This window comes from Actibacterium lipolyticum (assembly GCF_900184935.1).
Classification (GTDB): domain Bacteria; phylum Pseudomonadota; class Alphaproteobacteria; order Rhodobacterales; family Rhodobacteraceae; genus Actibacterium_A; species Actibacterium_A lipolyticum.
The window spans coordinates 1,214,553-1,240,363 of record NZ_FXYE01000001.1 but is presented as its reverse complement, the minus strand read 5'-3'; the positions used below and the strand labels follow the sequence as shown (position 1 = coordinate 1,240,363).

The 25,811-nt window shown below is 57.9% G+C and carries 27 protein-coding genes; 14 read left to right on the top strand and 13 right to left on the bottom strand.

All coding sequences use genetic code 11. The features are described from left to right. Positions 1 to 118: 118 nt before the first annotated feature. Together COL8621_RS06205 and argE are read left to right on the top strand one after the other, a co-directional pair. A complete protein-coding gene (locus COL8621_RS06205) occupies positions 119 to 1,306 on the top strand; it encodes a M24 family metallopeptidase (protein WP_093966401.1) in 1,188 nt (395 codons plus the stop codon). A gap of 1 nt (position 1,307) precedes the next feature. Beyond that, on the top strand, positions 1,308 to 2,468 hold the full coding sequence (gene argE / locus COL8621_RS06200) for an acetylornithine deacetylase (RefSeq protein ID WP_093966400.1): 1,161 nt from the start codon (positions 1,308 to 1,310) through the stop codon (positions 2,466 to 2,468). A gap of 3 nt (positions 2,469 to 2,471) precedes the next feature. Here argE and COL8621_RS06195 read toward each other — a convergent pair whose 3' ends face one another. Further along, positions 2,472 to 2,813, bottom strand: coding sequence for a phasin family protein (locus COL8621_RS06195; RefSeq protein WP_093966399.1), 342 nt, complete (start codon positions 2,811 to 2,813; stop codon positions 2,472 to 2,474). A 160-nt stretch (positions 2,814 to 2,973) separates the two neighbouring features. Next, the gene (locus tag COL8621_RS06190; protein WP_093966398.1) at positions 2,974 to 4,113 is read right to left on the bottom strand and encodes an alpha-D-ribose 1-methylphosphonate 5-triphosphate diphosphatase; all 1,140 of its coding nucleotides are present in this window, start codon (positions 4,111 to 4,113) and stop codon (positions 2,974 to 2,976) included. Positions 4,114 to 4,184: 71 nt separating this feature from the next. Between COL8621_RS06190 and COL8621_RS06185 the strand changes: the two genes are divergently transcribed. Beyond that, entirely contained in the window at positions 4,185 to 4,874 is a 690-nt protein-coding gene (locus COL8621_RS06185) for a DUF1045 domain-containing protein (protein WP_093966397.1), read from the top strand. Here the strand turns inward: COL8621_RS06185 and phnN are convergent. The 4 genes from phnN to COL8621_RS06165 are packed head-to-tail and all read right to left on the bottom strand — an operon-like array spanning position 4,856 to position 7,728. After that, positions 4,856 to 5,398: a phosphonate metabolism protein/1,5-bisphosphokinase (PRPP-forming) PhnN gene (gene phnN, locus COL8621_RS06180; RefSeq protein ID WP_093966396.1), complete on the bottom strand. Its 543-nt coding sequence runs from the start codon at positions 5,396 to 5,398 to the stop codon at positions 4,856 to 4,858. The genes COL8621_RS06185 and phnN overlap by 19 nt on opposite strands. Beyond that, entirely contained in the window at positions 5,398 to 6,078 is a 681-nt protein-coding gene (gene phnL, locus COL8621_RS06175; RefSeq protein WP_093966395.1) for a phosphonate C-P lyase system protein PhnL, read from the bottom strand. The genes phnN and phnL overlap by 1 nt, the downstream gene beginning before the upstream one ends. Before the next feature lie 4 nt (positions 6,079 to 6,082). After that, entirely contained in the window at positions 6,083 to 6,853 is a 771-nt protein-coding gene (gene phnK / locus COL8621_RS06170; protein WP_093966394.1) for a phosphonate C-P lyase system protein PhnK, read from the bottom strand. Then, positions 6,850 to 7,728, bottom strand: coding sequence for an alpha-D-ribose 1-methylphosphonate 5-phosphate C-P-lyase PhnJ (locus COL8621_RS06165; protein ID WP_093966948.1), 879 nt, complete (start codon positions 7,726 to 7,728; stop codon positions 6,850 to 6,852). The genes phnK and COL8621_RS06165 overlap by 4 nt, the downstream gene beginning before the upstream one ends. A 56-nt stretch (positions 7,729 to 7,784) precedes the next feature. On the opposite strand from COL8621_RS06165, the gene COL8621_RS19100 reads away from it, so the two are divergent. Then, the gene (locus COL8621_RS19100) at positions 7,785 to 7,928 is read left to right on the top strand and encodes a hypothetical protein (RefSeq protein ID WP_176438438.1); all 144 of its coding nucleotides are present in this window, start codon (positions 7,785 to 7,787) and stop codon (positions 7,926 to 7,928) included. 5 nt (positions 7,929 to 7,933) lie between these two features. Here the strand turns inward: COL8621_RS19100 and COL8621_RS06160 are convergent, their stop codons facing one another. The 3 genes from COL8621_RS06160 to phnG are packed head-to-tail and all read right to left on the bottom strand — an operon-like array spanning position 7,934 to position 10,033. Then, positions 7,934 to 9,022: a carbon-phosphorus lyase complex subunit gene (locus COL8621_RS06160; protein ID WP_093966393.1), complete on the bottom strand. Its 1,089-nt coding sequence runs from the start codon at positions 9,020 to 9,022 to the stop codon at positions 7,934 to 7,936. Further along, a complete protein-coding gene (phnH, locus tag COL8621_RS06155; protein WP_093966392.1) occupies positions 9,022 to 9,594 on the bottom strand; it encodes a phosphonate C-P lyase system protein PhnH in 573 nt (190 codons plus the stop codon). The genes COL8621_RS06160 and phnH overlap by 1 nt, the downstream gene beginning before the upstream one ends. A gap of 1 nt (position 9,595) precedes the next feature. Next, complete coding sequence (gene phnG / locus COL8621_RS06150; RefSeq protein WP_370804569.1) at positions 9,596 to 10,033, bottom strand: phosphonate C-P lyase system protein PhnG; 438 nt, start codon at positions 10,031 to 10,033, stop codon at positions 9,596 to 9,598. A gap of 113 nt (positions 10,034 to 10,146) precedes the next feature. Between phnG and phnF the strand changes: the two genes are divergently transcribed. From phnF to COL8621_RS06130, 4 genes are all read left to right on the top strand, one after another. Continuing rightward, on the top strand, positions 10,147 to 10,857 hold the full coding sequence (gene phnF / locus COL8621_RS06145; RefSeq protein ID WP_093966390.1) for a phosphonate metabolism transcriptional regulator PhnF: 711 nt from the start codon (positions 10,147 to 10,149) through the stop codon (positions 10,855 to 10,857). Positions 10,858 to 10,939: 82 nt separating this feature from the next. Continuing rightward, a complete protein-coding gene (locus COL8621_RS06140; protein ID WP_093966389.1) occupies positions 10,940 to 12,121 on the top strand; it encodes an alpha-D-ribose 1-methylphosphonate 5-triphosphate diphosphatase in 1,182 nt (393 codons plus the stop codon). Positions 12,122 to 12,210: 89 nt separating this feature from the next. Continuing rightward, the gene (locus COL8621_RS06135; protein ID WP_093966388.1) at positions 12,211 to 13,425 is read left to right on the top strand and encodes a glycerophosphodiester phosphodiesterase family protein; all 1,215 of its coding nucleotides are present in this window, start codon (positions 12,211 to 12,213) and stop codon (positions 13,423 to 13,425) included. Positions 13,426 to 13,765: 340 nt separating this feature from the next. Beyond that, positions 13,766 to 14,431 carry a hypothetical protein gene (locus tag COL8621_RS06130; protein ID WP_141137844.1) on the top strand — a complete coding sequence of 222 codons (666 nt, stop codon included), beginning with the start codon at positions 13,766 to 13,768 and terminating at the stop codon, positions 14,429 to 14,431. A 23-nt stretch (positions 14,432 to 14,454) separates the two neighbouring features. Here the strand turns inward: COL8621_RS06130 and COL8621_RS06125 are convergent, their stop codons facing one another. The 4 genes from COL8621_RS06125 to COL8621_RS06110 all read right to left on the bottom strand — a co-directional run bounded on the left by COL8621_RS06125 (position 14,455) and on the right by COL8621_RS06110 (position 18,366). Further along, positions 14,455 to 14,865 carry a DUF1801 domain-containing protein gene (locus COL8621_RS06125; RefSeq protein WP_093966386.1) on the bottom strand — a complete coding sequence of 137 codons (411 nt, stop codon included), beginning with the start codon at positions 14,863 to 14,865 and terminating at the stop codon, positions 14,455 to 14,457. A 320-nt stretch (positions 14,866 to 15,185) separates the two neighbouring features. Next, complete coding sequence (locus COL8621_RS06120) at positions 15,186 to 16,394, bottom strand: ABC transporter permease (protein ID WP_093966385.1); 1,209 nt, start codon at positions 16,392 to 16,394, stop codon at positions 15,186 to 15,188. Positions 16,395 to 16,397: 3 nt separating this feature from the next. After that, entirely contained in the window at positions 16,398 to 17,105 is a 708-nt protein-coding gene (locus tag COL8621_RS06115) for an ABC transporter ATP-binding protein (protein WP_093966384.1), read from the bottom strand. A gap of 1 nt (position 17,106) precedes the next feature. Next, on the bottom strand, positions 17,107 to 18,366 hold the full coding sequence (locus tag COL8621_RS06110) for an efflux RND transporter periplasmic adaptor subunit (protein ID WP_093966383.1): 1,260 nt from the start codon (positions 18,364 to 18,366) through the stop codon (positions 17,107 to 17,109). 224 nt (positions 18,367 to 18,590) lie between these two features. Between COL8621_RS06110 and COL8621_RS06105 the strand changes: the two genes are divergently transcribed. The 6 genes from COL8621_RS06105 (at position 18,591) to COL8621_RS06080 (ending at position 25,784) form a co-directional block, all read left to right on the top strand. After that, positions 18,591 to 19,811, top strand: a complete 1,221-nt coding sequence (locus COL8621_RS06105) for an acyl-CoA dehydrogenase (RefSeq protein ID WP_093966382.1) — start codon at positions 18,591 to 18,593, stop codon at positions 19,809 to 19,811. Positions 19,812 to 19,993: 182 nt separating this feature from the next. Further along, positions 19,994 to 21,025 carry a glycosyltransferase family 2 protein gene (locus COL8621_RS06100; protein ID WP_093966381.1) on the top strand — a complete coding sequence of 344 codons (1,032 nt, stop codon included), beginning with the start codon at positions 19,994 to 19,996 and terminating at the stop codon, positions 21,023 to 21,025. A gap of 26 nt (positions 21,026 to 21,051) precedes the next feature. After that, positions 21,052 to 21,669, top strand: coding sequence for a sulfotransferase (locus COL8621_RS06095; RefSeq protein ID WP_235823755.1), 618 nt, complete (start codon positions 21,052 to 21,054; stop codon positions 21,667 to 21,669). Further along, a complete protein-coding gene (locus tag COL8621_RS06090) occupies positions 21,669 to 24,044 on the top strand; it encodes a glycosyltransferase family 2 protein (protein WP_093966379.1) in 2,376 nt (791 codons plus the stop codon). Before COL8621_RS06095 ends, COL8621_RS06090 begins: the two co-directional genes overlap by 1 nt. Then, positions 24,045 to 24,734 (top strand): FkbM family methyltransferase, encoded by a 690-nt coding sequence (locus COL8621_RS06085; RefSeq protein ID WP_093966378.1) that lies wholly within the window; start codon positions 24,045 to 24,047, stop codon positions 24,732 to 24,734. A gap of 6 nt (positions 24,735 to 24,740) precedes the next feature. Further along, positions 24,741 to 25,784 (top strand): glycosyltransferase family 2 protein, encoded by a 1,044-nt coding sequence (locus tag COL8621_RS06080; RefSeq protein ID WP_176438458.1) that lies wholly within the window; start codon positions 24,741 to 24,743, stop codon positions 25,782 to 25,784. Positions 25,785 to 25,811: the final 27 nt, after the last annotated feature.

Genomic DNA, 25,811 nt, shown 5'->3' with positions numbered 1-25,811 from the left:
TTTCGTGTCGTCACTTCGCAGGCGCATAAGAAACATCCGCGCCATCATCACAGTAACGCTAACGCAGAGGCCAACATCACGCAGCGCAGAAGTCAACACCAGCACCGACGGAGAGTTCATGAAGCACGAAAGCCGCGCCCCGTTTAGTTCTGCCGAATATCAACGGCGGCTGGTGAAAACCCGCGCCGCGATGGCCGAACGCGGAATTGATGTTCTGTTTGTCGAAGACCCCTCTAACATGGCGTGGCTGACAGGGTATGACGGCTGGTCGTTTTATGTGCATCAGGGCGTTCTGATCTTTCACGACGCTGACCCTGTTTGGTGGGGCCGCGGGCAGGATGCGAATGGCGCATTGCGCACGGTGTGGATGGGCGAAGAAAACGTACGCGGGTACGCCGACAACTTCGTGCAATCGACAGAACGGCACGCGATGCAGGATCTGGCCGAACTGATCCGCGCCCGTGGGTACGGCACCAAACGCGTCGGCGTTGAGATGGAGAATTATTATTTCTCTGCAAAAGCTTACGTTACACTGCTGGCCGAACTTCCCGATGCTGATCTGGTGGATGCGACGGCCTTGGTGAACTGGCAACGCACCGTCAAATCCGACGATGAAATCGGGTTCATGCGCAAGGCCGCGCGGATTTCAGAAAAGATCGTCGATGGGATCATCGAACGCGTCGAACCCGGCCTGCCCAAGAACGAACTTGTCGCTGAAATCATGCGCGATGCGCTGCGCGGTGTGGATGATGACTGGGGCGACTATGCCTCTATCGTGCCGTTGCTGCCTTCGGGCACGGATGCCGCAGCCCCCCACCTGACGTGGGACGGAAAGCCGTTTGAAACCGGCGCGGCCACTTTTTACGAAATCGCGGGCTGCTATCGCCGCTATCACGCGCCGTTCTGCCGAACGGTTTTTCTGGGCAAGCCACCTGACCACATTCTGCGCGCCGAGGCCGCCTTGGTTGAGGGCTTGGAAGCCGGGTTGGAGGCCGCGCGGGCCGGCAATCGCGCCTGTGACGTGGCCAACGCGCTGGCTGCGCCGTTAGAAAGGGCCGGCATTGAACGCGGCGCGCGCGCGGGCTACCCTATCGGCCTATCCTACCCGCCTGATTGGGGTGAGCGCACAATCAGTTTCCGGGCCGAGGATGAGACCGTACTTGAACCTGGCATGACCTTTCATTTCATGCCCGGCCTATGGATGGAAAACTGGGGATTGGAGATTACGGAATCGATTTTGATCCGCAGCGATGGTGCCGCTGAAACGCTCTGTCATCGGCCGCGCAAACTGTTCGTGAAGGATTAGAATGTTACGTGAAACCCAAACCATCTTGGCCGATCTGGTCGGCTTCCCCACGGTTTCATCTGACAGCAACTTTGCAATGGTTGCCTATCTGGCAAACCGATTGTCCGATATCGGCGCACGGATCGAAGTGTTGACCGATGACAGTGGGCAGAAGGCCAACCTATTCGCCACGCTTGGCCCCGAAGGCAATGGCGGAATCGTTTTGTCGGGCCATACCGATGTGGTTCCGGTGGCCGATCAGGATTGGTCTTCCGATCCGTTTTCCCTGCGCGAAAATGACGGTCGCCTTTACGGGCGCGGAACCTGTGACATGAAAGGCTTCATCGCGGCTGCGCTGGCTATGGCGCCGACCTATGCCAAGGCGAACCTGCGCCGCCCACTGCATTTCGCACTTACCTATGACGAGGAAGTCGGCTGCCTTGGCGGCCAAGCCTTGGTGGCAGAGCTAGAGTCCCGCGGCATCCGCCCCGACATCGCGATCATCGGCGAACCGACCGAGATGAAGATCATCGAAGCCCACAAAGGCTGTTGCGAATATACGGTTAATTTTCAGGGGCTTGATGGGCACAGCTCTGACCCGGCCCAAGGGGTGAACGCCGCCGAATATGCCGCCCGCTATGTCATTCGGCTGCTGGAACTGCGCGAGGCCCTGAAGACGCGCGCGCCCGCTGACAGCCCGTTCAAGCCCCCGTTTACCACGCTAAACGTCGGCAGCATCCAAGGCGGCGTCGCGCGTAACGTGATCGCCGCAAAAGCCATGGTCGAATGGGAAATGCGCCCTGTTCAGGCGGGTGACGCAGAATTTGTGAAATCTGAAATTGCCCAATATTGCGAAGACGTTTTGTTGCCCGCGATGCAGGCGGTTCACGCGGGCGCGGACATCACAACCCAAGTGATTGGCGAAGTCCCCGGTTTGGAACCGATGAGCGACAGCGCCGCGCGCCAGCTTTTGTCGGAACTGACAGGCCAAAACAGCGCCCTAACCGTCCCCTTCGGAACAGAGGCTGGGCTGTTTCAAAAGATCGGGATTTCGGCGGTTGTTTGCGGGCCCGGCGCAATTGCGCAGGCCCACAAGCCGGATGAGTTCATTACGACCGCCCAGCTTGACCAATGCCTTTCGATGTTGGCAAAGCTGACACCGCAACTTGAAACCGCAAGATAAGGATCAGGATTTGGCCCGCTTGAAGGCCTCGTCCATGATCTCGTTACTCATCTGCAACAGTTTGCCGGTTTCGGCGCTGTACTGATCCATCGCGGTTTTCACGAACGTCGCCTGAATATCGCCAAGCTTTCCAATATCGCGGCAGCCCAAGATTTCGTGCTGGGTTTTCATGTCTTCTTGCAGACGCTTTGATACGAATTCCGTAAATTCCGTCCCGTAACGCGCCATTGCTTGCATCATTGCAGTGTTGAAAGCGGTGATCATGCCAGCGCCTTCGGCCTGCGCGGTTGCAAGCGTGCTAACGGGGGATTTTCCATCGGTCGTTGTGGTGGTCGTCTGTGCCATCTTCAGCCTCCCAAGGATGGTATCTGAGTGTCAGGTTAGGGTGATTCCCGTAACAGATGTTTACCTAAGGGAAACGGTAGCGCCAAACAACGCGGCATTCCGCCCCGTTTGCGCAACAATCCGCCACGGCGGGCGTAATTTAAGCATCTTACGATCCGCCCTAAGCGACCCGGTGCCCCTGCACCCAAGTTTCGCGCACTGTGGGTGTGCCATCAATCCGGGCAACGCGAATTAGGTCAGCCCGCGCACCAGCCTCTATGCGGCCCCGATCGGCCAAGCCACTGGCGTTAGCGGGGGCGTTGGTGACGGTGGCAATCCCGCGGGCCATATCGTCCCACAGGTCGCCCAACATCACCGCAGCCATCAACAGCGCCGAAGGAACGTAATCAGACGAAACAATATCCAGCAGCCCTTTTTCGGCCAAGGTGCTGGCGGCGACATTCCCCGAGTGCGACCCCCCGCGAATAAGGTTCGGCGCACCCATCATCACGGCAATGCCCTGCGCATGGCAGGCCTGTGCGGCCTCAACGGTGGTCGGAAACTCGGCCAGTTTAATGCCATGCCCTGCGGACACCGCGACATGTTCGTTGGTGGTGTCATCATGGCTGGCAAGGATCGCGCCATAGCGTGCAGCCTCGCTTACGGCGGCGGCCTCATGCGCATCGCCCAGGCGGTCGCGCATTTCTTTCAGGTTGGCGACATGTTCGATGAACTCGGCATCGCTTAGGTTTTTCTTGCCCATGACATAGGCCTTGAGTTTGCTGACATCGCGAAACTGGCGCTGGCCGGGAGTGTGATCCATCAAGCTGACGATGCCGATCCTGTCTTCCGGTCCGAATTCGGCCATTTCTTCGATCAGGGTTTCGGAACATACCTCTGCCCTGAGGTGCAGGAAATGGCTGATACGAAGCGCATTCTTTTCACGCAGTTGAAGAAGCTCTCGTGATAGGCCCCGCGCGTATTTGGCGTATCCCCCGGCCCCATCTGGGATGGAGCCGACGCGCATCGCATCAAATACCGTTGTGACCCCAACACCGGCCAGTTCTGCGTCATGTGCCATGATCGCACTTGTGTGGGGCCAATCCACCTTTGGACGCGGCTGAATGTGGCGTTCAAGGTTGTCGGTGTGAAGCTCTATCAAGCCGGGCATCACCATATCGCCTGCGCAATCTATCGCGCCATGGGGCACAGCCGCCCCCTGATCAACTGCGGTAATCACGCCATCGGTCACGTGCAAGCTGCCGCGCAGCACTTCGTCTGGCAGGACAAGCGTGGCGTTTGCGAAAACGGTTTCGGTCATCAATGCTTCCTTGAATGGAGGTGCAGTGCCGTGTCATGCCTATGTTGCGCAGGCAACTTATAGGTCTGATCATGAACGGATATAAGCGATACGCAATCTACTATGCCCCCGAACCCGGCCCGCTGGCAGAGTTCGGCGCAGAGTGGCTGGGATGGGATCCGGTTGTGGGCGAAAGCGAAGCGCCCAAAGAATTTCCCGGCCTGCCCTGTCCAGCAGTGGAAATCACGGGAACGCCCAGTAAATACGGGTTTCACGGCACGATCAAACCACCGTTTCGATTGGCCGACGGCAAAACCGCAGAAGGGTTGCACAACGCCGCCACGTCGCTGGCAAAATGGTTGCAATCTGTAACACTTGACGGTCTGGAGCTGTCGCGCCTGGGCAATTTCCTGGCACTGACGCCCGTCGGAAAGGCGACCGCGCTGGCGTCCCTTGCGTCGCACGTCGTGATGGAGCTTGACGAATTTAGAGCGCCGCCCTCGGACGCCGAAATTCAACGCCGCACCCGCAGCGCCCTGAGCCCTGTGCAACTGGCGCTGTTGAACCGCTGGGGATATCCCTATGTCATGGAGGAGTTCCGCTTTCACCTGACCCTGTCTGGCCGTCTTAAGCCGGACGATCTGGAGGCGACGCATGCGGTTCTGGCCCCTGTGCTTGACCCCCTGCTGCCCCAGCCATTTATCATCGATAGCCTGTGCCTTTTCGGGGAAGACGAAGATGGGCGTTTCCACAACCTGCATCGCTACACCCTTTCTGGCTGAAGCGCGTCCAGCAGCTGCGCAACCGCATCCGACAGCGCGCCATCGTTCTGGATCACGCGCACGTTCACCCCGGCAGGCAACCCATAAGACGCCCGTTTAAGCCGGTTCGCGATATCCCTTTCGGTTTCCCGCCCCCGTGCCGCCAGCCGCGCGGCCAGCGTTGGGATCGACGCGGTGATGTGCAGCACAATTAAACCGGGATAGCGCCGGTTTGCTTCGGCCAGCACCCCGCGGGAGCCGTTGAAAACCACATCCTGCCCCCGGCCCAGCGCGGCGTTGATGTTTTCTGGAATGCCATAACTTAGGCCATGCGCCTGCCAATGCAGGGCGAGACCCCCTGCTTGGCGCATCTGTTCAAACTCCGCTTCGCTGACGCCGTCAAACGCTTCGCCGCCCGCATCCGTGGGCCGAGTGATGACACGGCGTACAAGATGCAGGTCGGGCCGCTGGCCCAGCGCGGCCTCCATCAATGTGTCTTTGCCAGCCCCCGATGGCCCGACAACCGCGAACAAGCGCCCACGCATCAGGCGACCTCTGGCGTGAAGGCAGAGACATCCACCTCCCGCTCGCAAACCCGCGCGCGGGCGGCTTCGTCGTGAAAGATGCCGATGATGGCTGCGCCGCGCTCTTTGGCCTCTTCGATCAGGGACAGGACGACTTCGCGGTTGATGGCATCAAGGCTGGCCGTGGGTTCATCCAACAGCATTGCCGGATAATCATAGGCAAAGCCGCGCGCGATATTCACACGCTGCTGTTCACCGCCGGAAAACGTGGTGGGCGAAAGAGCCCACAGCCGTTCGGGAATGTTCAGCCGTGACAACAAGGACCGCGCATGGCTGCGCGCCTGATCCACATCATTGCCCGTATTCAGCGAAGGTTCGGCCACCACATCAACGGTTGGCACACGTGGCACGACGCGCAAAAACTGGCTGACGTACCCCAAGGTGGTCCGCCGCAGTTCCAAAATCTCGCGCGGTTCGGCGTTGGCGACATCCACGCCGTCGACCAAAATGCGCCCGGCTTGCGAAAGGTAGTTGCCATAGATCATCCGCATCAAGGTGGACTTGCCTGCCCCCGATTGCCCGACAAGCGCAACACATTCCCCCGGTGCGACGGACAGAGAGGCATCCTGCATGACCGGAATAACCGCACCGCCCTGATTATGCAGCGTGAAGTGTTTTGAGACGTTTTCGATTTGGATCATTGCCCTATACCTGCAGAACCGAGGAAACCAAAAGCTGGGTATAGCTGTGTTGTGGGTCGTCCAGCACCTGATCTGTCAGCCCGGTTTCCACAACATGCCCGGACTTCATGACCATCAGCCGATCGGCCAACAGGCGCACGACGGCCAAGTCATGCGTTACGATGATCGCACTAAGCCCCATCTGACGGACCAAACCGCGCAGCAGGTCCAACAACCTTGCTTGCACGGACACATCCAGCCCTCCGGTGGGTTCATCCATGAACACCAAGCGCGGCCCAGTCACCAAATTACGCGCAATCTGAAGCCGCTGCTGCATCCCGCCGGAAAAGGCGCTGGGGCGGTCATCGATACGGTCGTTGGCGATTTCAACACGGCCCAGCCAATCCAATGCCTCGGCCCGGATGTCACCATAATGACGTGCCCCCACGGCCATCAGCCGCTCACCAACGTTGCCCCCTGCTGAAACGCCCATGCGCAGCCCGTCGCGCGGGTTTTGATGCACAAAGGCCCAATCCGTGCGTGAAAGCATGCGCCGTTCAGGTTCGCTCATCCTTACCGTGTCTTTCAGCCCTTCGGTGCGGGTGTCGAACAATACTTGCCCACGGTCCGGCACCAGATGCCCGGCCAGACAATTCAACAGCGTGGACTTGCCCGATCCGCTTTCCCCGACGATGCCCATCACCTCTCCGGGATACAGATCAAAGGAAACGTCGGTGCAGCCGATCCGCCCGCCATAGGTTTTCGCGATGTCCTGCACCTTTAACAAAGGGATCATGCCGCATCCTCGTTCATTGGGGTTCCCATCGTACCGGTGTGCCCCTCGGCGCGACGCTTGGCGCAATAGTCTGTATCGGAACACACGAACATCCGCCCGCCCGCGTCATCAATGATCACCTCATCCAGATAAGTGTGCGTGGCAGCGCATAGCGCGCAGGGATGATCGGCCTTGCTGGCCTCAAACGGATAGTCGTCGAAATCGAGGCTGACGACCTTCGTATAGGGCGGAACCGCATAGATGCGTTGTTCACGCCCCGCCCCGAACAATTGGATCGCGGCCATTTCAAGTTTCGGATTGTCGAATTTCGGAATGGGCGACGGGTCCATCACGTAACGCCCCTCTACCTTTACGGGATAGGCATAAGATGTCGCGATAGAGCCGTGGCGCGCGATGTCTTCGTACAGCTTTACGTGCATCAGCCCGTATTCCTCTAGGCTATGCATCTTGCGCGTTTCGGTTTCGCGGGGCTCCAGAAACCGCAAGGGTTCAGGGATCGGCACCTGATAGACAAGTATCTGATCCTCGCGCAGCGGCTCTTCTGGGATGCGGTGGCGGGTTTGGATGACCGTCGCCTCGCCCGTATGTTCGGTTACGTCCACCCCTGCAGTGCGTTGAAAGAACTTGCGGATAGATACGGCATTGGTCGTGTCATCCGCTCCCTGATCTATCACCTTAAAAGAATCATCAGGCGTTAAACACGCGGCGGAAACCTGAACTCCGCCCGTTCCCCAACCATAGGGCATGGGCATTTCGCGGCTGGCAAAGGGCACTTGGTAGCCCGGTATGGCCAATCCTTTCAACAATGCACGTCTAATCATGCGCTTTGTTTTCTCATCGAGGTAAGCAAAATTATATTGGCCCGTTTCCGTCATGTTTCGGCCCTTTTTGGCTGACAAACACATCCTCGAACGAAAGAGGAGTTTTCCAAGTGGACCTGTTTACCAACATCACCTTTGATCAAATCGCCCTGACCGTACTGACCCTTGGCGTTGTACGCGAAGCTATGATCCAAGTTCTTCCTAATGATGTTGCTGGTCCCGGTGGCTGGTTGGTTAACACCGGCGAAGAATAAGCTGTTCATTCTGCCGCCTCTGGTGCATTGGCGGCGGCCGCTTCGGCCCGAAGTTTACGCACCAATTCCAATTCTGACTGAAAGTCGACGTAATGGGGCAGCTTGATATGCTCCAGAAACCCCGTCGCTTGAATATTGTCGGCATGGCTTAGAACAAACTCTTCGTCCTGCGCCGGGGCGCCGACGTTGTCTTCGCCCAACTCTTTCCAACGCATTGCCCGATCCACCAGCGCCATGGAAATCGCTTTGCGTTCCGTGTGCCCAAAGGTCAGGCCATAGCCACGCGTAAACTGTGGCGGTTCGGTTTTCGAGCCTGTGAACTGATTGACGGTTTCACACTCGGTCACGGTGATTTCCCCTATTTCAACCGCGAAGCCCAGTTCGGGAATATCCATTTCAACTGCAACACGGCCCACGCGCAACTCGGCCACGAACGGATGATTGCGCCCATAGCCACGCTGGGTGGAATAGGCCATCGAAAGCACGAACCCTTCGTCCCCGCGCGCCAAGGCTTGCAGGCGAAGCGCGCGGTTGGCCGGAAACTCCAACGGGGTGCGCGTTAGATCGGGGGGCGGTGCATCATCCGGGTCTTCGGTTTGGATCAACCCGTCGCGGTTTAGAAAGCTGGTGACATGAGGCACGCCCCCGGTATCGGCCGAAACACTGGCCGCTTCGGGAACTTCACCATCTGCGGCAAGCACAAAGTCCAACAGCCGGTGGGTGTAATCGAACGTCGGGCCAAGAACCTGCCCCCCCGGCACATCCTTGAACGTGGCCGAGATGCGACGATCGCAGGCCATGCTTTCTGTTTCGATCGGTCTGGAATTGCCGATGCGCGGCAGTGTCGTGCGATAGGCACGGATCAGGAAGATCGCCTCTATCAAATCGCCGCGTGCTTGTTTGATGGCAAGGGCGGCAAGGTCGGGATCAAACAATGACCCTTCGGCCATGACCCGGCTCACGGCCAGCGACAACTGCTCGCGGATTTGCGCCACGCTCAATTCCGCCACAGCCGTGTCGCCGCGCCTCTCTTCGGCCAGCCATGCGTGGGCGTTGTCGATGGCGCGCTCGCCGCCTTTTACCGCGACATACATCAGGCGCGCTCTATCTTGGTGGTGCGGGGAAGCGCGGCAAGGTTGTTGCCCGCAGTCAGGTAGAAGTCCAACCCTAATGGGAACAACGCTGAATTTGCCCTAAACGCCTCTACCGCCGGAAGGGACAGCCGCGCGCTGTGCTGAATCCCTGGCCCTGTCAAAATGGCACCGTGGTTTTCCAGTCCAACCATCTCCACGATCAATGTGGCAGAGCGATCTGGATATTCCGGCACCCCAATCCGAAAGTGATCCAGCGGGCGCAGCGCGGACCAACCGCCGACCGCGAAAACAGCCTCAGCCGGGTCAGAAAGCGGCGCTCCAGTGTGAAAGGTTATCCAATCGCGCACTTCGGGAAGGTCGTGCGACGGCGCCAGATAAACCGGCGTTTCGTCATCTGCCAGTGTCAGCAGCAACGCCCCCGCCGCAACCGACAATGGCGCGGGCGGTTTGGCACCCGTGACGGTTTCAATGTGGCCGGGCCGTGCCATTGTGTTCAAGGCCACACGAAACGCATGGGCCGCATCGACCGGGGTGTTTTCAAACCCACCCGTTAAAGAAGCTTCAGTTGTCATCTCAATCCTCTCCGCGAACCATTGTGAAAAAATCGACTTTGGTGGCTGCCGCCTTGGCCGCCCGTGCCGCTGATGCGACCGCCAGTTCATCCGCCAGCGGCACCAGCACCGCTGTGCGAACCGTGTCGGCCAAATCCGTCTGCATCAGCGCATCGACCAGCGCAGCCTGTTCGGCCTTTGCCTTGTCACGCCCTTGCACATGGGCATGACCGATGGCCCCGCCCTTCGTGAGTTTCAGGGCGCAGCGCGTGATCGTCATTTCACCGATGTTAAATGCCGCGCCGGTGCCACCCATCCGCCCACGAACCATCGCACCGCCCACCTCGGGCGGGCGCAGCCATGTGAATTCGGGTGACACGCCAAGTGCAGCCCAATGCCGGGCCAATGCCTCTGCCGGGGCCTTAGCCACAAGCCCCATCCAACCTTGTCGAGTATCCATATGTGCCATGTAGACAGCTTGCCGATTTGTCTATTTAACTATACAACTAGACAAATCATTACGCATCGGCGCTGAGTCGAACAAGAACAGAGATATGAAGTTTAGGTGACAACATGAGCCGGACCGCTCTCTGGAAATCCATCGCTTCATCGCTGCGCACAGAAATTGCTGAGGGGCACTATCGCCCGGGCGACAAACTTCCGACCGAAGCGGAATTGGCGCTTCGGTTCGGTGTGAACCGCCACACGGTTCGCCGCGCGCTATCTGAGATGGCGGAAACCGGGCTGGTGCATTCGCGACGAGGCTCGGGCGTTTTTATCAACGCGAAACCGACGGAATATCCCATCGGTCGCCGGGTACGCTTTCACCAAAACCTTCAAGCAGCCGGGCAAACGCCTGAACGAAAGATCCTGCGCATCGAAACCCGTCTGGCCAATACCCGCGAGGCAGACGCATTGGCCCTGTCCCAACAGGATGAGGTCCATGTGTACGAAGGCGTTTCATCCGCAGATGGCGCCCCACTTGCGCTTTTCCGAAGTGTCTTTCCCGCTGCGCGGTTTCCTCTGCTACCGAAGGCGTTGCAGGAAACGGGATCTGTGACGGCTGCCTTGGCTTCCGTCGGGGTTGCGGATTACACACGTTCATCGACCCGGCTAACGGCGAAACTGGCAACGCCGACGCAGGCGCTGCATCTACGCATTGCCGAAGGCGCACCGATTTTGCGCACTGTAAGCGTGAATGTGGATGCGACCCTGCAACCCGTGGAATATGGCATCACATGGTTCGCAGGCGACCGGATCAGCCTAACGGTTTCGCCCGAATAGCAGAAAAACAAGGGGTTTCTGTCACATACACGATACAGATTCGGGTTATCCACAGGGAAAACCAGAGTATCGAGCAGTTGCCATGTCACAGCATCTTAGCCCTCTGCGCTTCACTGGCGCGACCATCCTGCGCGATGGCGAAATGCAGCAACGCTCGCTTGCGGTTGCCGATGGCCGTATCACCAAGGGGCCCCTCCCCGAAGTCGATATGACCGGCTATCTGATCTTACCCGGTATCATCGACATGCACGGCGACGCGTTTGAACGCCATATCGCACCCCGCCCCACCGCGCCTTTCGATCTGATGACAGGTCTAGCCGGCACCGACCGCGAAGCCGCCGCGAATGGCGTCACCACCGCTTGGCTGGCACAAAGCTGGTCATGGGAAGGCGGCCACCGCGGCCCCGCCCGCGCAGAAGAGGTGATGGACGCCTTAGCGCGTTATCGCCGCCACGCCCTAAGTGATCTGCGCCTTCAAATACGTTGCGAAACACACCTTGTTGACACCGGCCCCCGCCTTTTGGCGGCAATCAAGCGGTACGGCATCGATTACGTCATCTTCAACAATCACTTGGACGAAGCATTGGATCACGCCCGCGAACAGCCCGAAGTGATTTACCACTGGGCGAAACAGGCGGGCCGCACGCCAGAAGAACACATGGCCCTCGTCAACGCCGCCAAAGCCCGCACCAAAGATGTGCCGCGCCACCTGTGCAATCTGGCGGATCAGTTCGATGCACTTGGCGTCACCTATGGCTCGCATGATGACCCTGACGGCGAAACCCGCGAACGTTATTCGATGATCGGCGCGCGGATTGCAGAGTTTCCCACCTCGCGCCGGGCTGCGGCTGCTGCGAAGGCAATGAATGACCCGGTTCTGATGGGCGCGCCCAATATCGTTCGGGGCGGCTCCCAATCCGGCAACATCGCGGCGATGGATCTGGTGACGCAAAACCTGTGCGATGCGCTGGTGTCTGACTATTACTACCCCGCCCTGGCTGCCGCAGCGTGGCGATTGGTGGATGAGCGCGTCAAAACCCTGCCCGAGGCGTGGGCGATGATTTCGGAAAAACCGGCCGAGATTTTGCGCATGCCCGATCGCGGGCGGTTGGACATTGGCAAACGCGCTGACATCTGTGTGGTGAACGAACACACCCGCCGGGTTGAGATGACGATTTGCGGCGGACGGCTAAGTTACCTTGCAGGCGAAGCCGCGCATCGCTTTGCCGGTCGCCTCGCCGCGCTTGACATGGCGGCGGAATAAAACCTTCAAGCCGCCGTTACATGGGCTTAAACCCGCTGACACAGTTGGTCGCCTAAGTTCCGTGGTCACACAAAACCATGGGGACACACATGTTTTCGAAATCCACTTTTGCGTTGGCCGCCGCTGCAGCCATCTGCGCCACCTCTGCCATTGCTGAGGTCATCGAAATGGGCCCGCGCCCGTTCTATCTGATCGACCGGATGGAAGATGGCCCGCTGAAAGCCAAGCTAGAAAGCTGCGCCGCTGGCCCATTCAAGCGCTCCAACTTTTCGATTGGCCACCGTGGCGCGCCGCTGATGTTCCCGGAACATACCGTTGAATCCAACCGTGCCGCCGCGCGCATGGGTGCCGGGATTCTGGAATGTGACGTGACCTTTACCGCCGACAAGGAACTTGTCTGCCGCCACGCCCAGAACGACCTGCACACCACGACCAACATCCTTGGCACTGATCTGGCCGCGAAATGCACAACGCCCTTCGCCCCGGCCACCGGGGAAGAACCCGCCAAGGCCGAATGCCGCGCCTCTGACATCACGCTGGCCGAATTCCGCACCCTGACCGGAAAGATGGACGCCGCAAACAAAACCGCCACCACCGCCGCTGATTACATGAACGGCACCGCCGACTGGCGCACCGATCTGTATTCGACCCAAGGGGGCACCCTGATGACGCATGCTGATTCCATCGCACTGTTCAAATCGCTGGGCGCGAAATTCACGCCTGAGCTGAAGTCGCCGTCGGTCGATATGCCCTTTGATGGCTTCACCCAAGAAGACTACGCGCAAAAGATGATCGACGAATACAAGGCCGCTGGCATCCCTGCGTCTGACGTTTGGGCGCAAAGCTTTAACCTTGATGACGTTCTGTACTGGATCAACAACGAGCCAGAGTTCGGTGCCCAAGCCGTTTATCTTGACGGCAGCTATGACCTTGAAGGGTGGAGCGCGATGGACCCGTCCACATGGCCACACTCCATGCAGGAGCTGGCCGATATGGGCGTGAACTTCATCGCGCCGCCGATGTGGGTTCTGGTGACGTTAGAGGGCGGCGAAATCGTTCCCTCCGAATACGCCAAACAGGCGAAAGAGGCTGGCCTGAAAATCATCACCTGGACGCTTGAACGCTCTGGTCCGCTGGGCAACGGCGGTGGTTGGTATTTCCAATCGGTGAAAGACGCGGTCAATAACGACGCAGACTATTTCAACCTGCTTCACGTTCTTGCCCAAGACGTTCAGGTCGAAGGCGTCTTCAGCGATTGGCCCGCGACCGTCAGCTACTATGCAAGCTGCATGGGCCTGAACTGATACTTCGCGGCGACAGTGGGGCGGCCTCATCGGTCGCCCCCTTTCGATCAGCAATGCGCATTCGCTGCTGCGCAGCGGAAAACCTTGGGCGTTTAACACCAGTGTTACATCGCCGCGCCATAATCCCGCTGTAACCATTACGTTAGACGACGCGATACTAAGTATTTCAAAAGATCATTTTTCGGGGGTGGCCTGTTGCTTCAGGTCGCCCCTTTTTATTTATTTGCAGACACTTAACTACCGTGATCCAAATTTCTTTCGCGCCGTTAACGAATGATTCACCTTAACGCGCTCTTCTGTCGGAAACGGACGTTTAGTTTACTTACCGCGGGGGCCTCAGGTGCCGAAGAAAATCTACAACGCAATTCTACACGCTTTGTTCCTAACGCTTATGGCCCTGCCATTTCGCGCTGCTGCGGCGACGGTTGAATTACACTCTGCCACGGCATCGCCCATCACAATCGGTGCGGGCGGCGAAGGCGCAGGGCGTGGCGTTTCCTTTCTGGTAGAGGAAGATTTTTCGATCAGCGCTGCGGGCATCTATCTTGACCTGAAATCAGAATCCTACGACGTGCTCATTTACAGCAGCACCAACGGGTACGACCTGATCGCCCCACTTGTCAGTGCATCCGAAGTCACCGGCGGTTCAGGCGTTAGTTACTATGATATCGACATCTCCTATGCCTTCACGGCGGGCAACTATTACTACATTCAGTGGGAGCCTTCCGATCAAGGCAGCGGTGATTGGCTGGCTGGGGCCTCTCCGAATGCCATGTTCTCTGACGCGGTTTTGCCTGAAACACTGGGGCTGGTTACCATCCTCGACGGTGCCGAGGGGAATTCGACAAGCGGGATTTCGTTCGCAAACGCGCTGCACCCCAACATCCGGCTGACTGTCGTGAATCCGGCCGCCGTTCCAATTACAAGCGCAGGCTTTCTGTTGTCAGGCGCGCTTGCCGGGCTTGGCCTCGCGCGGAAAAAACGCCGTCGTCATACGCAAGCTTAGCGCTGTTCGGCCAGCTTCAGCCCTCATTTCAAATGATAGGTCAACGCGCTTGCAATCAGCAGCCTGACCTTTTCGACCGGCACAGCCTGACCAATTTCAAACTGCACCCCACGGTTGCCATCATATATGAAATCGTGGGGAAATAAGCTTCTGAAGTCAGATATGATCGTCGTCTGACAATGAGCGTAGATGGCAAAGCCACCGCTTTTGGGCCGCCCCAGCCGAATTGTTGAACCAGATTTCGGTTCTGATGTCAGATAAGCTGGCTGCCCCCATTTCAGGGTCTCTTCGACCCGGCCAACGCCAGTTGTTGTCGCGGCCATCTGAAAAATCACCTCGCGCAGATCAAGCAACGCATCACGCGTGGCGGAGGGGTATGCCGCGAAGACACTTTGGACATTGGCGTCTTGGAAAGGGCGTCGCTGTTCAAACATGTCAAGAAATCTAGCCGCGGACACCTTTCCCGTCAAAGTCATGCGTTGTCGTGCAGCCATCCGGACCCCCAAAATTAAAGGCGCTGCGGGAGGGAGGGCCCACAGCGCCTTGGGAATTAGGACAACGGAAGAACAGCCCTATTTTCCTGCATCACCGCGCTGGGAAAAGGCGCAGTGTTTGATATTGCCTTGGCGAAGGCTCAGGAACATCCGCCCACAATTCGTATTGTTAGATGTAGGCTCATCCCGCTGTTTCAACCTTGACCCAGATCAACGGGATGAAATTTTTCGCCGCTGGCAGAACTTCGCCGCTTCTAAGCCTATTGGTGACGCAAGGCTTCGATAGGATCCATCCGCGCAGCACGCCGCGCCGGGAAGTAGCCAAAGACGACACCCACGGCGGCAGAGAAAGCGAAGGCAAGAAAAACAATCGACGCATCTGGCGTGAACGGAATCGACATCAAATTGGCCGCAAGTGCCGCCAAAGCCAGCCCCAAGATGATGCCCAACGCACCACCCAACAGCGACAAAACAATCGCTTCGACAAGAAACTGCAACAAGACCTGGCCCGCTTGCGCCCCAACGGCCAGGCGGATGCCAATTTCGCGGGTCCGCTCTGTGACGGACACCAGCATGATATTCATGATCCCGATGCCCCCCACCAGCAAACTAACCGCCGCGACCGACGACAAAAGCCCCGTAAGTACCGCCGTGATACCTGAAAGGATCGTCGCGAACTGCTTCATATCCATGATCGAAAAGTCATCTTCTTCACCCGAGGTGATGCGGCGCCGCTCGCGCAGAAGCACCTCTATCTCTCGCATTGCGCGTTCGGTCGAAACGCCATCGCGCACGGTGGTGTAGATCAGCGATACGTCGTCATTTCCCGCGATACGGCGCTGAAACGTCTTCAACGGGATCGCGACCAGATCATCCTGATCCTCGCCAAAACTGGTAACGCCTTTTGCATCCAGCACGCCAACGATTTCACACGCCAAGTTCTTAAGCCGCAAGGTCTCTCCGACGGGGTCAATGTTGCCGAACAGCTCTTGCCGGATCGTTTCCCCGATCACACAGACAGGCCGCCCGGCTTTTTCCTCGACATCCGTAAACGGGCGCCCCAGCGACATCTTCCATTCCATCGCTAGCATCAGGGATTTGTCGGCACCCGCAAGCTGAGTGAAGTGGTTTTCATTCCCATAGACAGCCGCGATGCTTGTCATCGAATAGGGCGCAGCGATTTCAACACTGGAAAGTTCTTCTTCCATCGCTTCGGCATCTGCGCGGGTGAACGCCCGGTCGGCCGTAAAGCCCCCCGACTGCATCCCACCCTGCCCCGGCATGACCATCAACGTATTGGTGCCAAGCGATTCAACATCTGCCGTAACCTGTTGCTGGGACCCCTGACCAACAGTCACCATCGCAATGACGGCTGCAACCCCGATGACGATCCCCAAAACGGTCAGGAACGATCGCAGCGTGTTGCGAAAAATTGCCTGTACGGCAAGACGCACGGTTTCCCACAACATGGCTCAGCCCGCCTTTCTTGTGATTTTGTCGCCCGAGATACTGCCATCAAGAAAGGTCACAAGCCGCCCAGCATAGGACGCCATATCTTCTTCGTGTGTGACCATGACGATGGTGATCTTTTCCGAGATATTAAGCTCGGTCAAAAGCTCCATGATTTCGCGCGACCGTTTGGAATCGAGGTTGCCGGTAGGCTCGTCCGCCAAGATGACGTCGGGTTTGCCCGCCAACGCACGGGCAATGGCGACACGCTGTTGTTGGCCGCCAGAAAGCTCTGATGGGTCATGGTGCGCCCGGTGCGACAACCCCACCTTTTCCAACGCTTCTTGTGCCAGCTGCCGACGCTCGCCGCCTTGCAGGCCCTTGTAGATCAAAGGAAGTTCCACGTTTTCCAAGGCCGAGGTACGCGGCAATAGATTGTAGCCCTGAAAGACGAACCCAAGATAGTTGCGCCGCAGCAGCGCACGTTGGTCACGGTCAAGCCCGCCGACGTCCACGCCTTCAAAGCGATAGGTCCCTGCCGTCGGTGTATCAAGGCAGCCAAGAACATTCATCGCTGTGGATTTCCCAGAGCCCGACGCCCCCATGATCGCCACAAACTCGCCGGCGCGGATGGTAAGATCGACGCCACGCAGGGCGCGCACCTCGGCCTCTCCGCTGCCATAGATTTTGGTAATTCCGCTAAGTTCGATCAACGGCGCTGCGGCGGTCATCTTAGTTCGCCTCAGTTTGGTCGGTGATTACCACGTCGCCAGCGGCCAATTCCCCGCCCAGCACTGCGGTCTGATCCCCGTCACTTTGCCCGGCGACGATCTCTATTTCTTCGGCCACGCCATCCCGCAGGACCCAGACGGTCTTTGCGCTTTTGTCTTCGCTCTCTTCATTACGGTCGGGCGGATCAGGCATGATCAGACCCAGCAGCCCGCTGCCCGAATTCTCACCATCGGACGCTGCTGCCACCTGCGGCGGTTCGAACCGCAAGGCAGCATTGGGAACGCGCAAAACATCACGAAGCTCTGCCACGACGATGTCGGCGGTGGCCGTCATGCCGGGGCGCAGGCGAAGATCAGAATTGTCGATGATCAGGATCGCCTTATAGGTCACTACGCCTTCTGCCTCTTCCGGGGTGAAGCGAACCTTGGTGATTTCTGCGGGAAAGGTTTCATCGTCATAGGCATCGACAGTAAAAATCGCCTTGTTGCCCACCGCAATGCGACCGATATCAGCCTCGTCCACATCGACCTGCAACTCCATGCTGGCAAGATCTTCGGCGATGGTGAACAGCACAGGGGCCGACAGGGATGAAGCCACGATCTGCCCCGGATCGGCGTTCCGTTCCAGAATGATCCCCTTGATCGGGGCCGTAATGACAGCCTTTGCCAGATCGGCCCCGTATAGGTCCAAGTTGGCCGCGGCCAACGCCCGGTCTGCATCCGCGATCTGAAGCGCCGCTTGGTTACGTTCAAGGGTTGCTTCGGCCGCAGAGAATGCTTGGTGTGTGGTCACGCCACGTTCATCCAATGTCCGCGCGATTTCAAAGTTGTCGAAGGCTTCGTGCAGGTTGGTTTGCGCCTGTTCGACGCGCGCTTCGGCTGCGACAAGGGCCGCCTTCTGCACTTCATAAAGTGCCTCCAGCTTCGCGGAATCCAGCCGGGCAAGCACCTGCCCCACCTCGACCCTGTCGTTATAGTCCACTTCGACAGACGCAAGCGTCCCCGAAAGCTCTGACGAGACTTCGACCAAATTGGTCGGCTCCACGGTTCCGGTTGCTGACACGGTGACCGACAGGTCGCCGCGTGTGACCTTTTCGCTGACATAGTTCACCGCGCTGGTGGTATCGGGCCGCAGGGCAAAGAACCAAACGGCAAAGGCAACAACAACACCGCCACCCAGCAGTTTAGCCCACAGGGGAACTTTGCTGCGATGTTTGCCAAGTTTCAGTGTCTTCTCAATGCTTTCGCGCTTTTCGTTCATCTTAACCTGCCAAATCTAAGCGCATCAGACCGCCCAAAATTTCGATATCGCGTGCCCTTTGCATCCAGCGTTCACAAAGGCCGTTTCAATTGCAGAATGCCACGACCACGCACGGGCATACCCTGATCTAGCGCAAGAAATTCCGCACTGCGGCGGATTTCGCGGGTGATTGCCCCCCAGATTGGTTTCCCTTAGGCTTTCAGCGTCGTGAAACGGAGAACACCATGAAAGACGCTGCCCCGCTTAAGCCGAAAGACGCCCCCGACCTGTCATCGTTTGATTGGTCCGACGCCCTGCGGCTTGACGATCAGCTAAGCGAGGAAGAGCGGATGTTGCGCGACGGCGCGCAGGCTTTTGCGCAGGATGCGTTACAGCCCCGCGTGATCCAAGCCTATCGCGAAGAGGCCGCCGCGCCAGAGCTGTTCCCGTTGATGGGCCAAGCCGGTCTGTTGGGCGCCACCCTGCCCGAAGAATACGGCGGCCTTGGCGCATCTTACGTCAGCTATGGCCTGATCGCCCGCGAGGTAGAGCGGGTCGACAGCGGATATCGTTCGATGATGTCCGTGCAAAGCAGCTTGGTGATCTATCCGATCTACGCTTACGGTTCTGAAGAGCAGCGCCAGAAATACCTGCCCGGCCTTGCCAGCGGCGCGTTGATCGGCTGTTTCGGATTGACCGAGCCCGACGCCGGCTCCGACCCTGGATCGATGAAAACCCGCGCGGAAAAAACCGCCACTGGGTACCGGTTGACCGGCAGCAAGATGTGGATTTCCAACAGCCCCTTCGCCGATGTTTTCGTCGTCTGGGCCAAGTCCGAAGAGCATGGCGGAAAGATCCGTGGCTTTATTCTTGAAAAAGGCATGGCGGGTCTAAGCGCGCCGAAGATCGAAGGTAAACTGTCCCTACGCGCCTCTACGACCGGGGAAATCGTGATGGACGGCGTTGAGGTCGGCGAAGACGCGTTGCTGCCCAACGTCCAAGGCCTGAAAGGCCCGTTTGGTTGTTTGAACCGCGCACGATACGGCATTGCGTGGGGCGCGATGGGTGCGGCCGAATTCTGTTGGCACGCGGCGCGGCAATACGGGTTGGACCGGCTGCAATTCGGCAAGCCATTGGCCCAAACACAGCTGTTCCAGAAAAAGCTGGCTGACATGCAGACAGAGATCACGCTGGGCCTTCAGGCAGCGTTGCAAGTGGGTCGTTTGATGGATGCCGCCAGCGCCGCGCCCGAGATGATTTCCCTGATCAAACGCAACAACTGCGGCAAGGCGTTGGACATCGCGCGGGTTGCGCGTGACATGCATGGCGGCAACGGGATTTCCGAAGAGTTTCAGGTCATCCGCCATATGATGAACCTTGAAACCGTGAACACCTATGAGGGCACGCATGATGTGCATGCGCTGATCCTTGGGCGGGCTCAAACCGGACTGCAGGCGTTCTTTTGACAAGAACGCTATTATTTTCCCCGCGTTAGCGATGCGCAACAGGGCGACCTACAATTGACGCAAAGCCTGCCATTTGGCACATATGCACCGGATAAAATCGGCACTCGCGGGTCAAACCGCGCCCCTTTCAGGCGGGCAGTTAAAATGAGTTTGTACAGGCCCCAATGGCCAGAGACGCCACTATGCGCATAACCGCAGTCACTTGCGTCAAAAACGAAGGTCCTTTCTTGTTGGAGTGGATCGCGTTCAACCGGATGATCGGCGTGACCGATCACCTGTTCTATTCCAACGACTGTACTGACGGCACGGACACGTTGCTGGACGCGCTGGACAGCCGCGGAATTGTGCAGCATTTGCCCAACCCTGCACGCGGCCGCAATTACCAGATGGAAGCCTTGCGCGACTCTCGCAAACAGGCCGTGGTGCGCGAGGCGGATTGGGTCTGGGTCGCTGACGTTGACGAATTTCTGAACATCCATGTGGGCGATGGCACGATACCCGAACTTGTCACGGCATGTGGCAACCCCAGTGTCATTTCGCTGAACTGGCAATTCTTTGCGAACAGCGACGTCGAAGAATACGAAGATCGCCCCGTGATCGAACAGTTCCTTGGCACGCATAACCCCGACGTTTGGTCCGGGACGCTTTCGATCGAAACGAAGTCTCTTTATCGTGGCGACACACCAATCGCGATGTCCGGTGCCCACCGCCCCTTCCTGAGAGAGCGGCTTGCATCCCCTGACCTGCCCAAGAACAAGCGCCTTCGCTGGACCGATGGTTCGGGTCGCCCTGTCCCAGACAAATATTTCACCGCAGAAGTGAAACGAGAGTTCCCCGCCCGCGGTAGCCGGAACTTTGCGTCGGTCAATCACTATGCGCTGCGCTCTCTCGACAGCTATTTGGTTAAGAATGACCGGGGCGACGTGAACCGAGAAAACCGAAATTTCGATGATACCTATTGGCGCGAACGCAATGACGACGCTTATGAAGAAAGCTCCATTCTGCGCCACCTGCCCAAGCTTCAAAAGGAAATCGCGGCGCTGAAATCTGACCCGGAAATCGCGAAACTGCACGACGCGGCCGTCGCGGCACATCGCGCAACGTTGGCCCGTTTGATGGACGATAGCGCCTATCGCAAACTGCGCGAACAGTTGAAGGCCGCGTCGAAGATCCCACCTCAGGAAGAAGCACTGATCGCGGTGTTGAACAAATGAATATGCACGCGCAAAAGATAATTAACTTGGGTTTGCCGAAATCGGGCACGACGACATTGGGCGAAGCCTTGAAACAGGCAGGCCTTCGGGTGGCGGACTGGCGCATTCGCGCGGGCCAAAGTGACGATGACCGGATCAACCGCCGCTTTGTCGGAAAGCTGATGTATGACGGCTATTTCGAAAACGGCGACCCGCTGTCGATGATGCCTGAATTTGATGCCTTCACTGAAATTGATGTGATCCGCAATGGGCTGAACCTTTGGCCGCAGTGCGATTGGGGCCTGCTTTGCGCCATTCGGGACAGGTACCCGAATGCCAAGTTCATCCTGACCTATCGCGATCCGGCCAAACTGTCTGACAGTATGGGGCGCTGGTCTAACATGGGGCGCACGCGCCTTCCCTCTAATGCAATCCCTGGGCTTCCCGAAGGGTATGGTGGCACCGATGCCGAACGTATCCGCTGGATCGAGGGGCACTATGCGTTTTGCCGCAAGGTATTCGACGATACGGACGGTTTCTTGGAATATGACGTCGAAGACGAAGACGCGCCGAACAAGGTCTCTCGTTTTTTGGACCTAGAGCTTCCGTGGTGGGGCGTGGCCAACGCCAACACCCGAAATCAAGCGGAAGAGGCACGTGATTGATGCGTATTTACGTCCACATCGGTCTATCGACCTGCGGTGCCGACCGTATTCAATCGGTCTTTAACGACAAACGTGATCAGCTGGCAGGCAAGGGTATTCTGTACCCCCATTCCTTGGGCAAAAAGAACCACACCCGCCTGTTTATGGCCTGCACCGATCCCGACCATATCGACCCCCTGCGCTTTGCGCGCGGGAACGCGACCGAAGCGGAACAATCGGCATTGCGCGAGGCGGTGACCGAAGAACTCGCCCGCGAGGTTGAGCGCGTTCAGCCACACATGATGATCTTGTCAGCCGCTCAGCTTGCAACATCACTTAACAGCACAACCGAACTTGCCCGCCTGCGCGATATGTTGACCCCCTATTCGGACGATATCCGCATTGTTGCGCATATCGATGAACAGGCGCGCGTGCTGGTTCGTCACTATGGCACGCAGGTTTTGGCCGGTCGCGCAACGCCACTCAGCCAAGAGCTTGATATAGCCGCGGGTGACCGCCCATGGCGTGACGCGTGTCTGGAACACTGGGACAAGCGCAATGCGAACCTAAACCAGTTCCCAGAAGTAACCGCCCCGCCCTTCTGGTTGGATTACGAGGCGCTTCAGGAAAACTGGGAATCCGTGTTCGGCGCCGGTTCCGTAACCTTCCGGCCCTATGACGAAGAGGTCTTCGCATCCCCAGACCTGACCGAAGAGATGTGCGAAGCCTTCGACTTGCCCCGAAACATCGGCAAGGCGCAGCCATCGCGCGGGCCGGTTCTGCCGTCGGCAGCGTGGTTAACCCGCGCGCGTCAGATCAACACCGTGTTGAACGGGCTACTTGAAAAGAAGAAAGCCATCCCGCGTCGGATGTGGCGCCGCCTGATGGAGGTGATCGAAATCCCGGGCGACCCGATCACCCCGGGCAGCTTGTCCGCCCTTTCGATCAGTTTCGAGGCATCCAACAAGCGCCTGCTAAAAGCCCACACCGGGCTTAAGCCTGAAACCCTGAAACGTAATCGCAAGATTGCCGATTGGCAAGAAGCTGAACCCGAACTGGGGTTTCGCCCAACCCAATATGTTGCTGCATTCGCTTGGCATATCGATAAAGCCACCCGGCAACAGCGCCGCGCGCGAAAAGAGGCTGAACAGGCTGCCAAGGGCGTTCCCGTCGAAGTCGCAAAGCCCGAACCCGCGCCCCAAAAGGATCAGCTTTCGCCGGCGGCTGAAAAGCTGTTACCGCCTGCCGCAATCGCGAACTATGAAAAGCTGAAAGGCGGCACGTTGGCCCCGCACAACCGCATTGGTTTGGACAACGACGCAGACCTTGCCGCCGCGTTTAGCGAAGTTCCCATGCGCGAACTGCCCAAAGGCAATTCGGGCAACGTGATCGTTGGCTGCATGAAGAACGAGGCCCCCTATATCCTTGAATGGGTCGCCTATCACCGCGCCATCGGCGTGGATAACTTCATCATCTACACCAACGGCTGCGAAGACGGCACCAGCGAGATTTTGGACCGCCTTCAGGAATTGGGCGTGCTTCAGCACCGCAACAATGACGAATGGAAGGGCAACTCGCCCCAGCAATACGCGCTGAACCAATCGTTGAAAGAAGACGTGATCAAAAACGCCGAATGGATCATCCATATCGACGTTGATGAGTTCATCAATGTGCGCTGCGGCAACGGCACGCTGGCCGATTTCATCGAACGGATTCCAGACGCCACCAACGTGGCGATGACTTGGCGGCTGTTCGGGCATAACGACGTGCGCGAATATCGCGATGATCTGGTGATTGATCAGTTCGAAACCTGCGCACCGAAATATTGCCCCAAGCCGCACACCGTCTGGGGCTTTAAGACGATGTTCCGCAACATCGGTGCTTATGAAAAAATCAGCTGCCACCGCCCCAACAAGTTGGATGACGCCTTCCGCGATAAGGTGAGCTGGGTCAACGGCTCGGGCGAACCTATGGCCGATGATGTGCTGGATAACGGCTGGCGCTCTTCCAAGCGCTCAATCGGCTATGACCTGCTGCAACTGAACCACTATGCGCTACGCTCTGCCGAAAGTTTTTTAATCAAGCGTCAACGCGGGCGCGCGCTGCATGTGGATCGTTCAATCGGGCTAAACTATTGGATCCGCATGGATTGGAGCGACCACAAAGACGTCTCGATCAAGCGTAACCTTGCCCGGACACGCGCTGAACTTGATCGGTTGCTGCAGGACAAGAAACTGCTGAACCTCCATGAAGCGGCTGTCGAGTGGCATAAACAAAAGGCAAAAAGCCTTCATGCCATGCCAGAGTTCCAAGAACTTTACGAACAGGCCATAGGCATTAAACTGAACGCGCTGGAGCGTGTCGCATACTCTCTTGCGCTTGAAGTGGACAACTAAATGCCGGACACGGTCGAACAGGTGGATTTCATCAAATCGCGCGGAATTCTGTTTCCCGATGATCCAACCATTATCACCCGAAAACGCCGCCGCCTGCTGCGCCAAAACACCTATGAGCAGAAAGAGACAGAGGCCGTTCTGCGCAATATCCAAGCCAGCGACACGGTGATCGAACTTGGGGCGGGTATGGGATATATGTCGTCGTTCGTCGCGGCACGACTTGGTGTGCGCAACGTTCATGCCTTCGAAGCGAACCCGCGCCTGATCCCCTATATCAAAGCCGTGCATGCCCAGAACGGGCTTGAGCGTATCAAAGTTTACAATGCCGTTCTTGGCCCGCGCAAAGGCAAAGCCAAGTTCTATGTCCGTGATGATTTTGTTGCGTCTTCCCTATCAAAAGACGCGGCGGGCGGTGTGACTTCGGTCGAAAGCATTCCGGTGATGAACGCACAGAAGACCTTTGACGAGATTCAGCCGACCGCCCTGATCTGCGATATCGAAGGCGCCGAGGCTGACCTGCTCAAAAAGATAGACTTGTCCTGCCTGCGCTGTGCGGTGATCGAACTGCATCCTCAATGGATCGGACAAGAAGGCGTTCAGGCGGTGTTTGACGCGATGGCCGCCGGCGGGCTTACCTATTCGCCCAGAGCCTCCGAAGGTAAGGTCGTGACCTTCCTGAAAGGCTGGTAATCAGTGGTGCGCGCGCTTGCGGTTCTGACAGTTCGCAACGAAGCGGCGTTTCTGCTGGAATGGCTTGCGCACCATCGTGCCATTGGGTTCAGCGATTTTCTGGTGTTTTCGAACGACTGTGACGACGGCACGGATGCCATGCTGGATCGTCTGGCGGAACTGGGGCACCTAACCCATGTGCGAAACACGGGCCCGTTTGACGGAGGTGTCCAGTGGGCAGCAATGAAGCTGGCCGATAAACACCCCTTGGTGCAAAAGGCAGACTGGATTCTGCCGCTGGACATCGACGAGTTCGTCAACATCCACACCGGCGATCATACGCTGTCTGCGCTATTTGACGCCCTGCCCGACGCCACCGCCATTACGCTGACATGGCGACTGTTTGGAAACGGCGGCATCGCACATTTCGAAGATCGCCCCATATGCGATCAGTTTACGAACGCTGCACCGGCCATCACCAATTGGCCTTGGCGCGCAAACATGTTCAAGACGCTGTATCGCAACGACGGCACATACGGAAAGCTGGGCGTTCACCGGCCACGCAATCCTGATCCGGCCAAGCTGCCTGATGCAAAATGGTTTGATGGCGAAGGCCGCCCCCTGCCCGAAATGTTCAGCCGACAGCGCATATTTTCCAATATGGGCCAGTCGAACTTTGGGTTGGTTCAACTGAACCACTATCCGCTTGGTGCGATGGAAAGTTATATCCTGAAATGTGATCGGGGTCGCGCCGTTCATGGCGAAGACAAGCTTGGCATGGATTATTGGGTCGAGCGGAACTTTAACACCGACAAAGATACAAGCATCGCGGCAACCGCGCCTGAGCGTGACAAAGAGCTTGCAGATTTGATGGCTGACGCCGCTTTGAACGACCTGCATCACAGTGCTGTTCGCTGGCGCAAAGAACGCTTTTCACAGTTGATGATGGAGGAACCAAACCGTGCCCTTTTCGCGCGTTTGGTGATGACTCCGCCCTCGCGGCCGGTGCAAATCAATGCGGCCCGCTTCCTTACGCGTTTTGCGAATCTGGCGCATCAAAGGCAGAATTGAACGCCTAAACCGCTAAAAACCCATCGC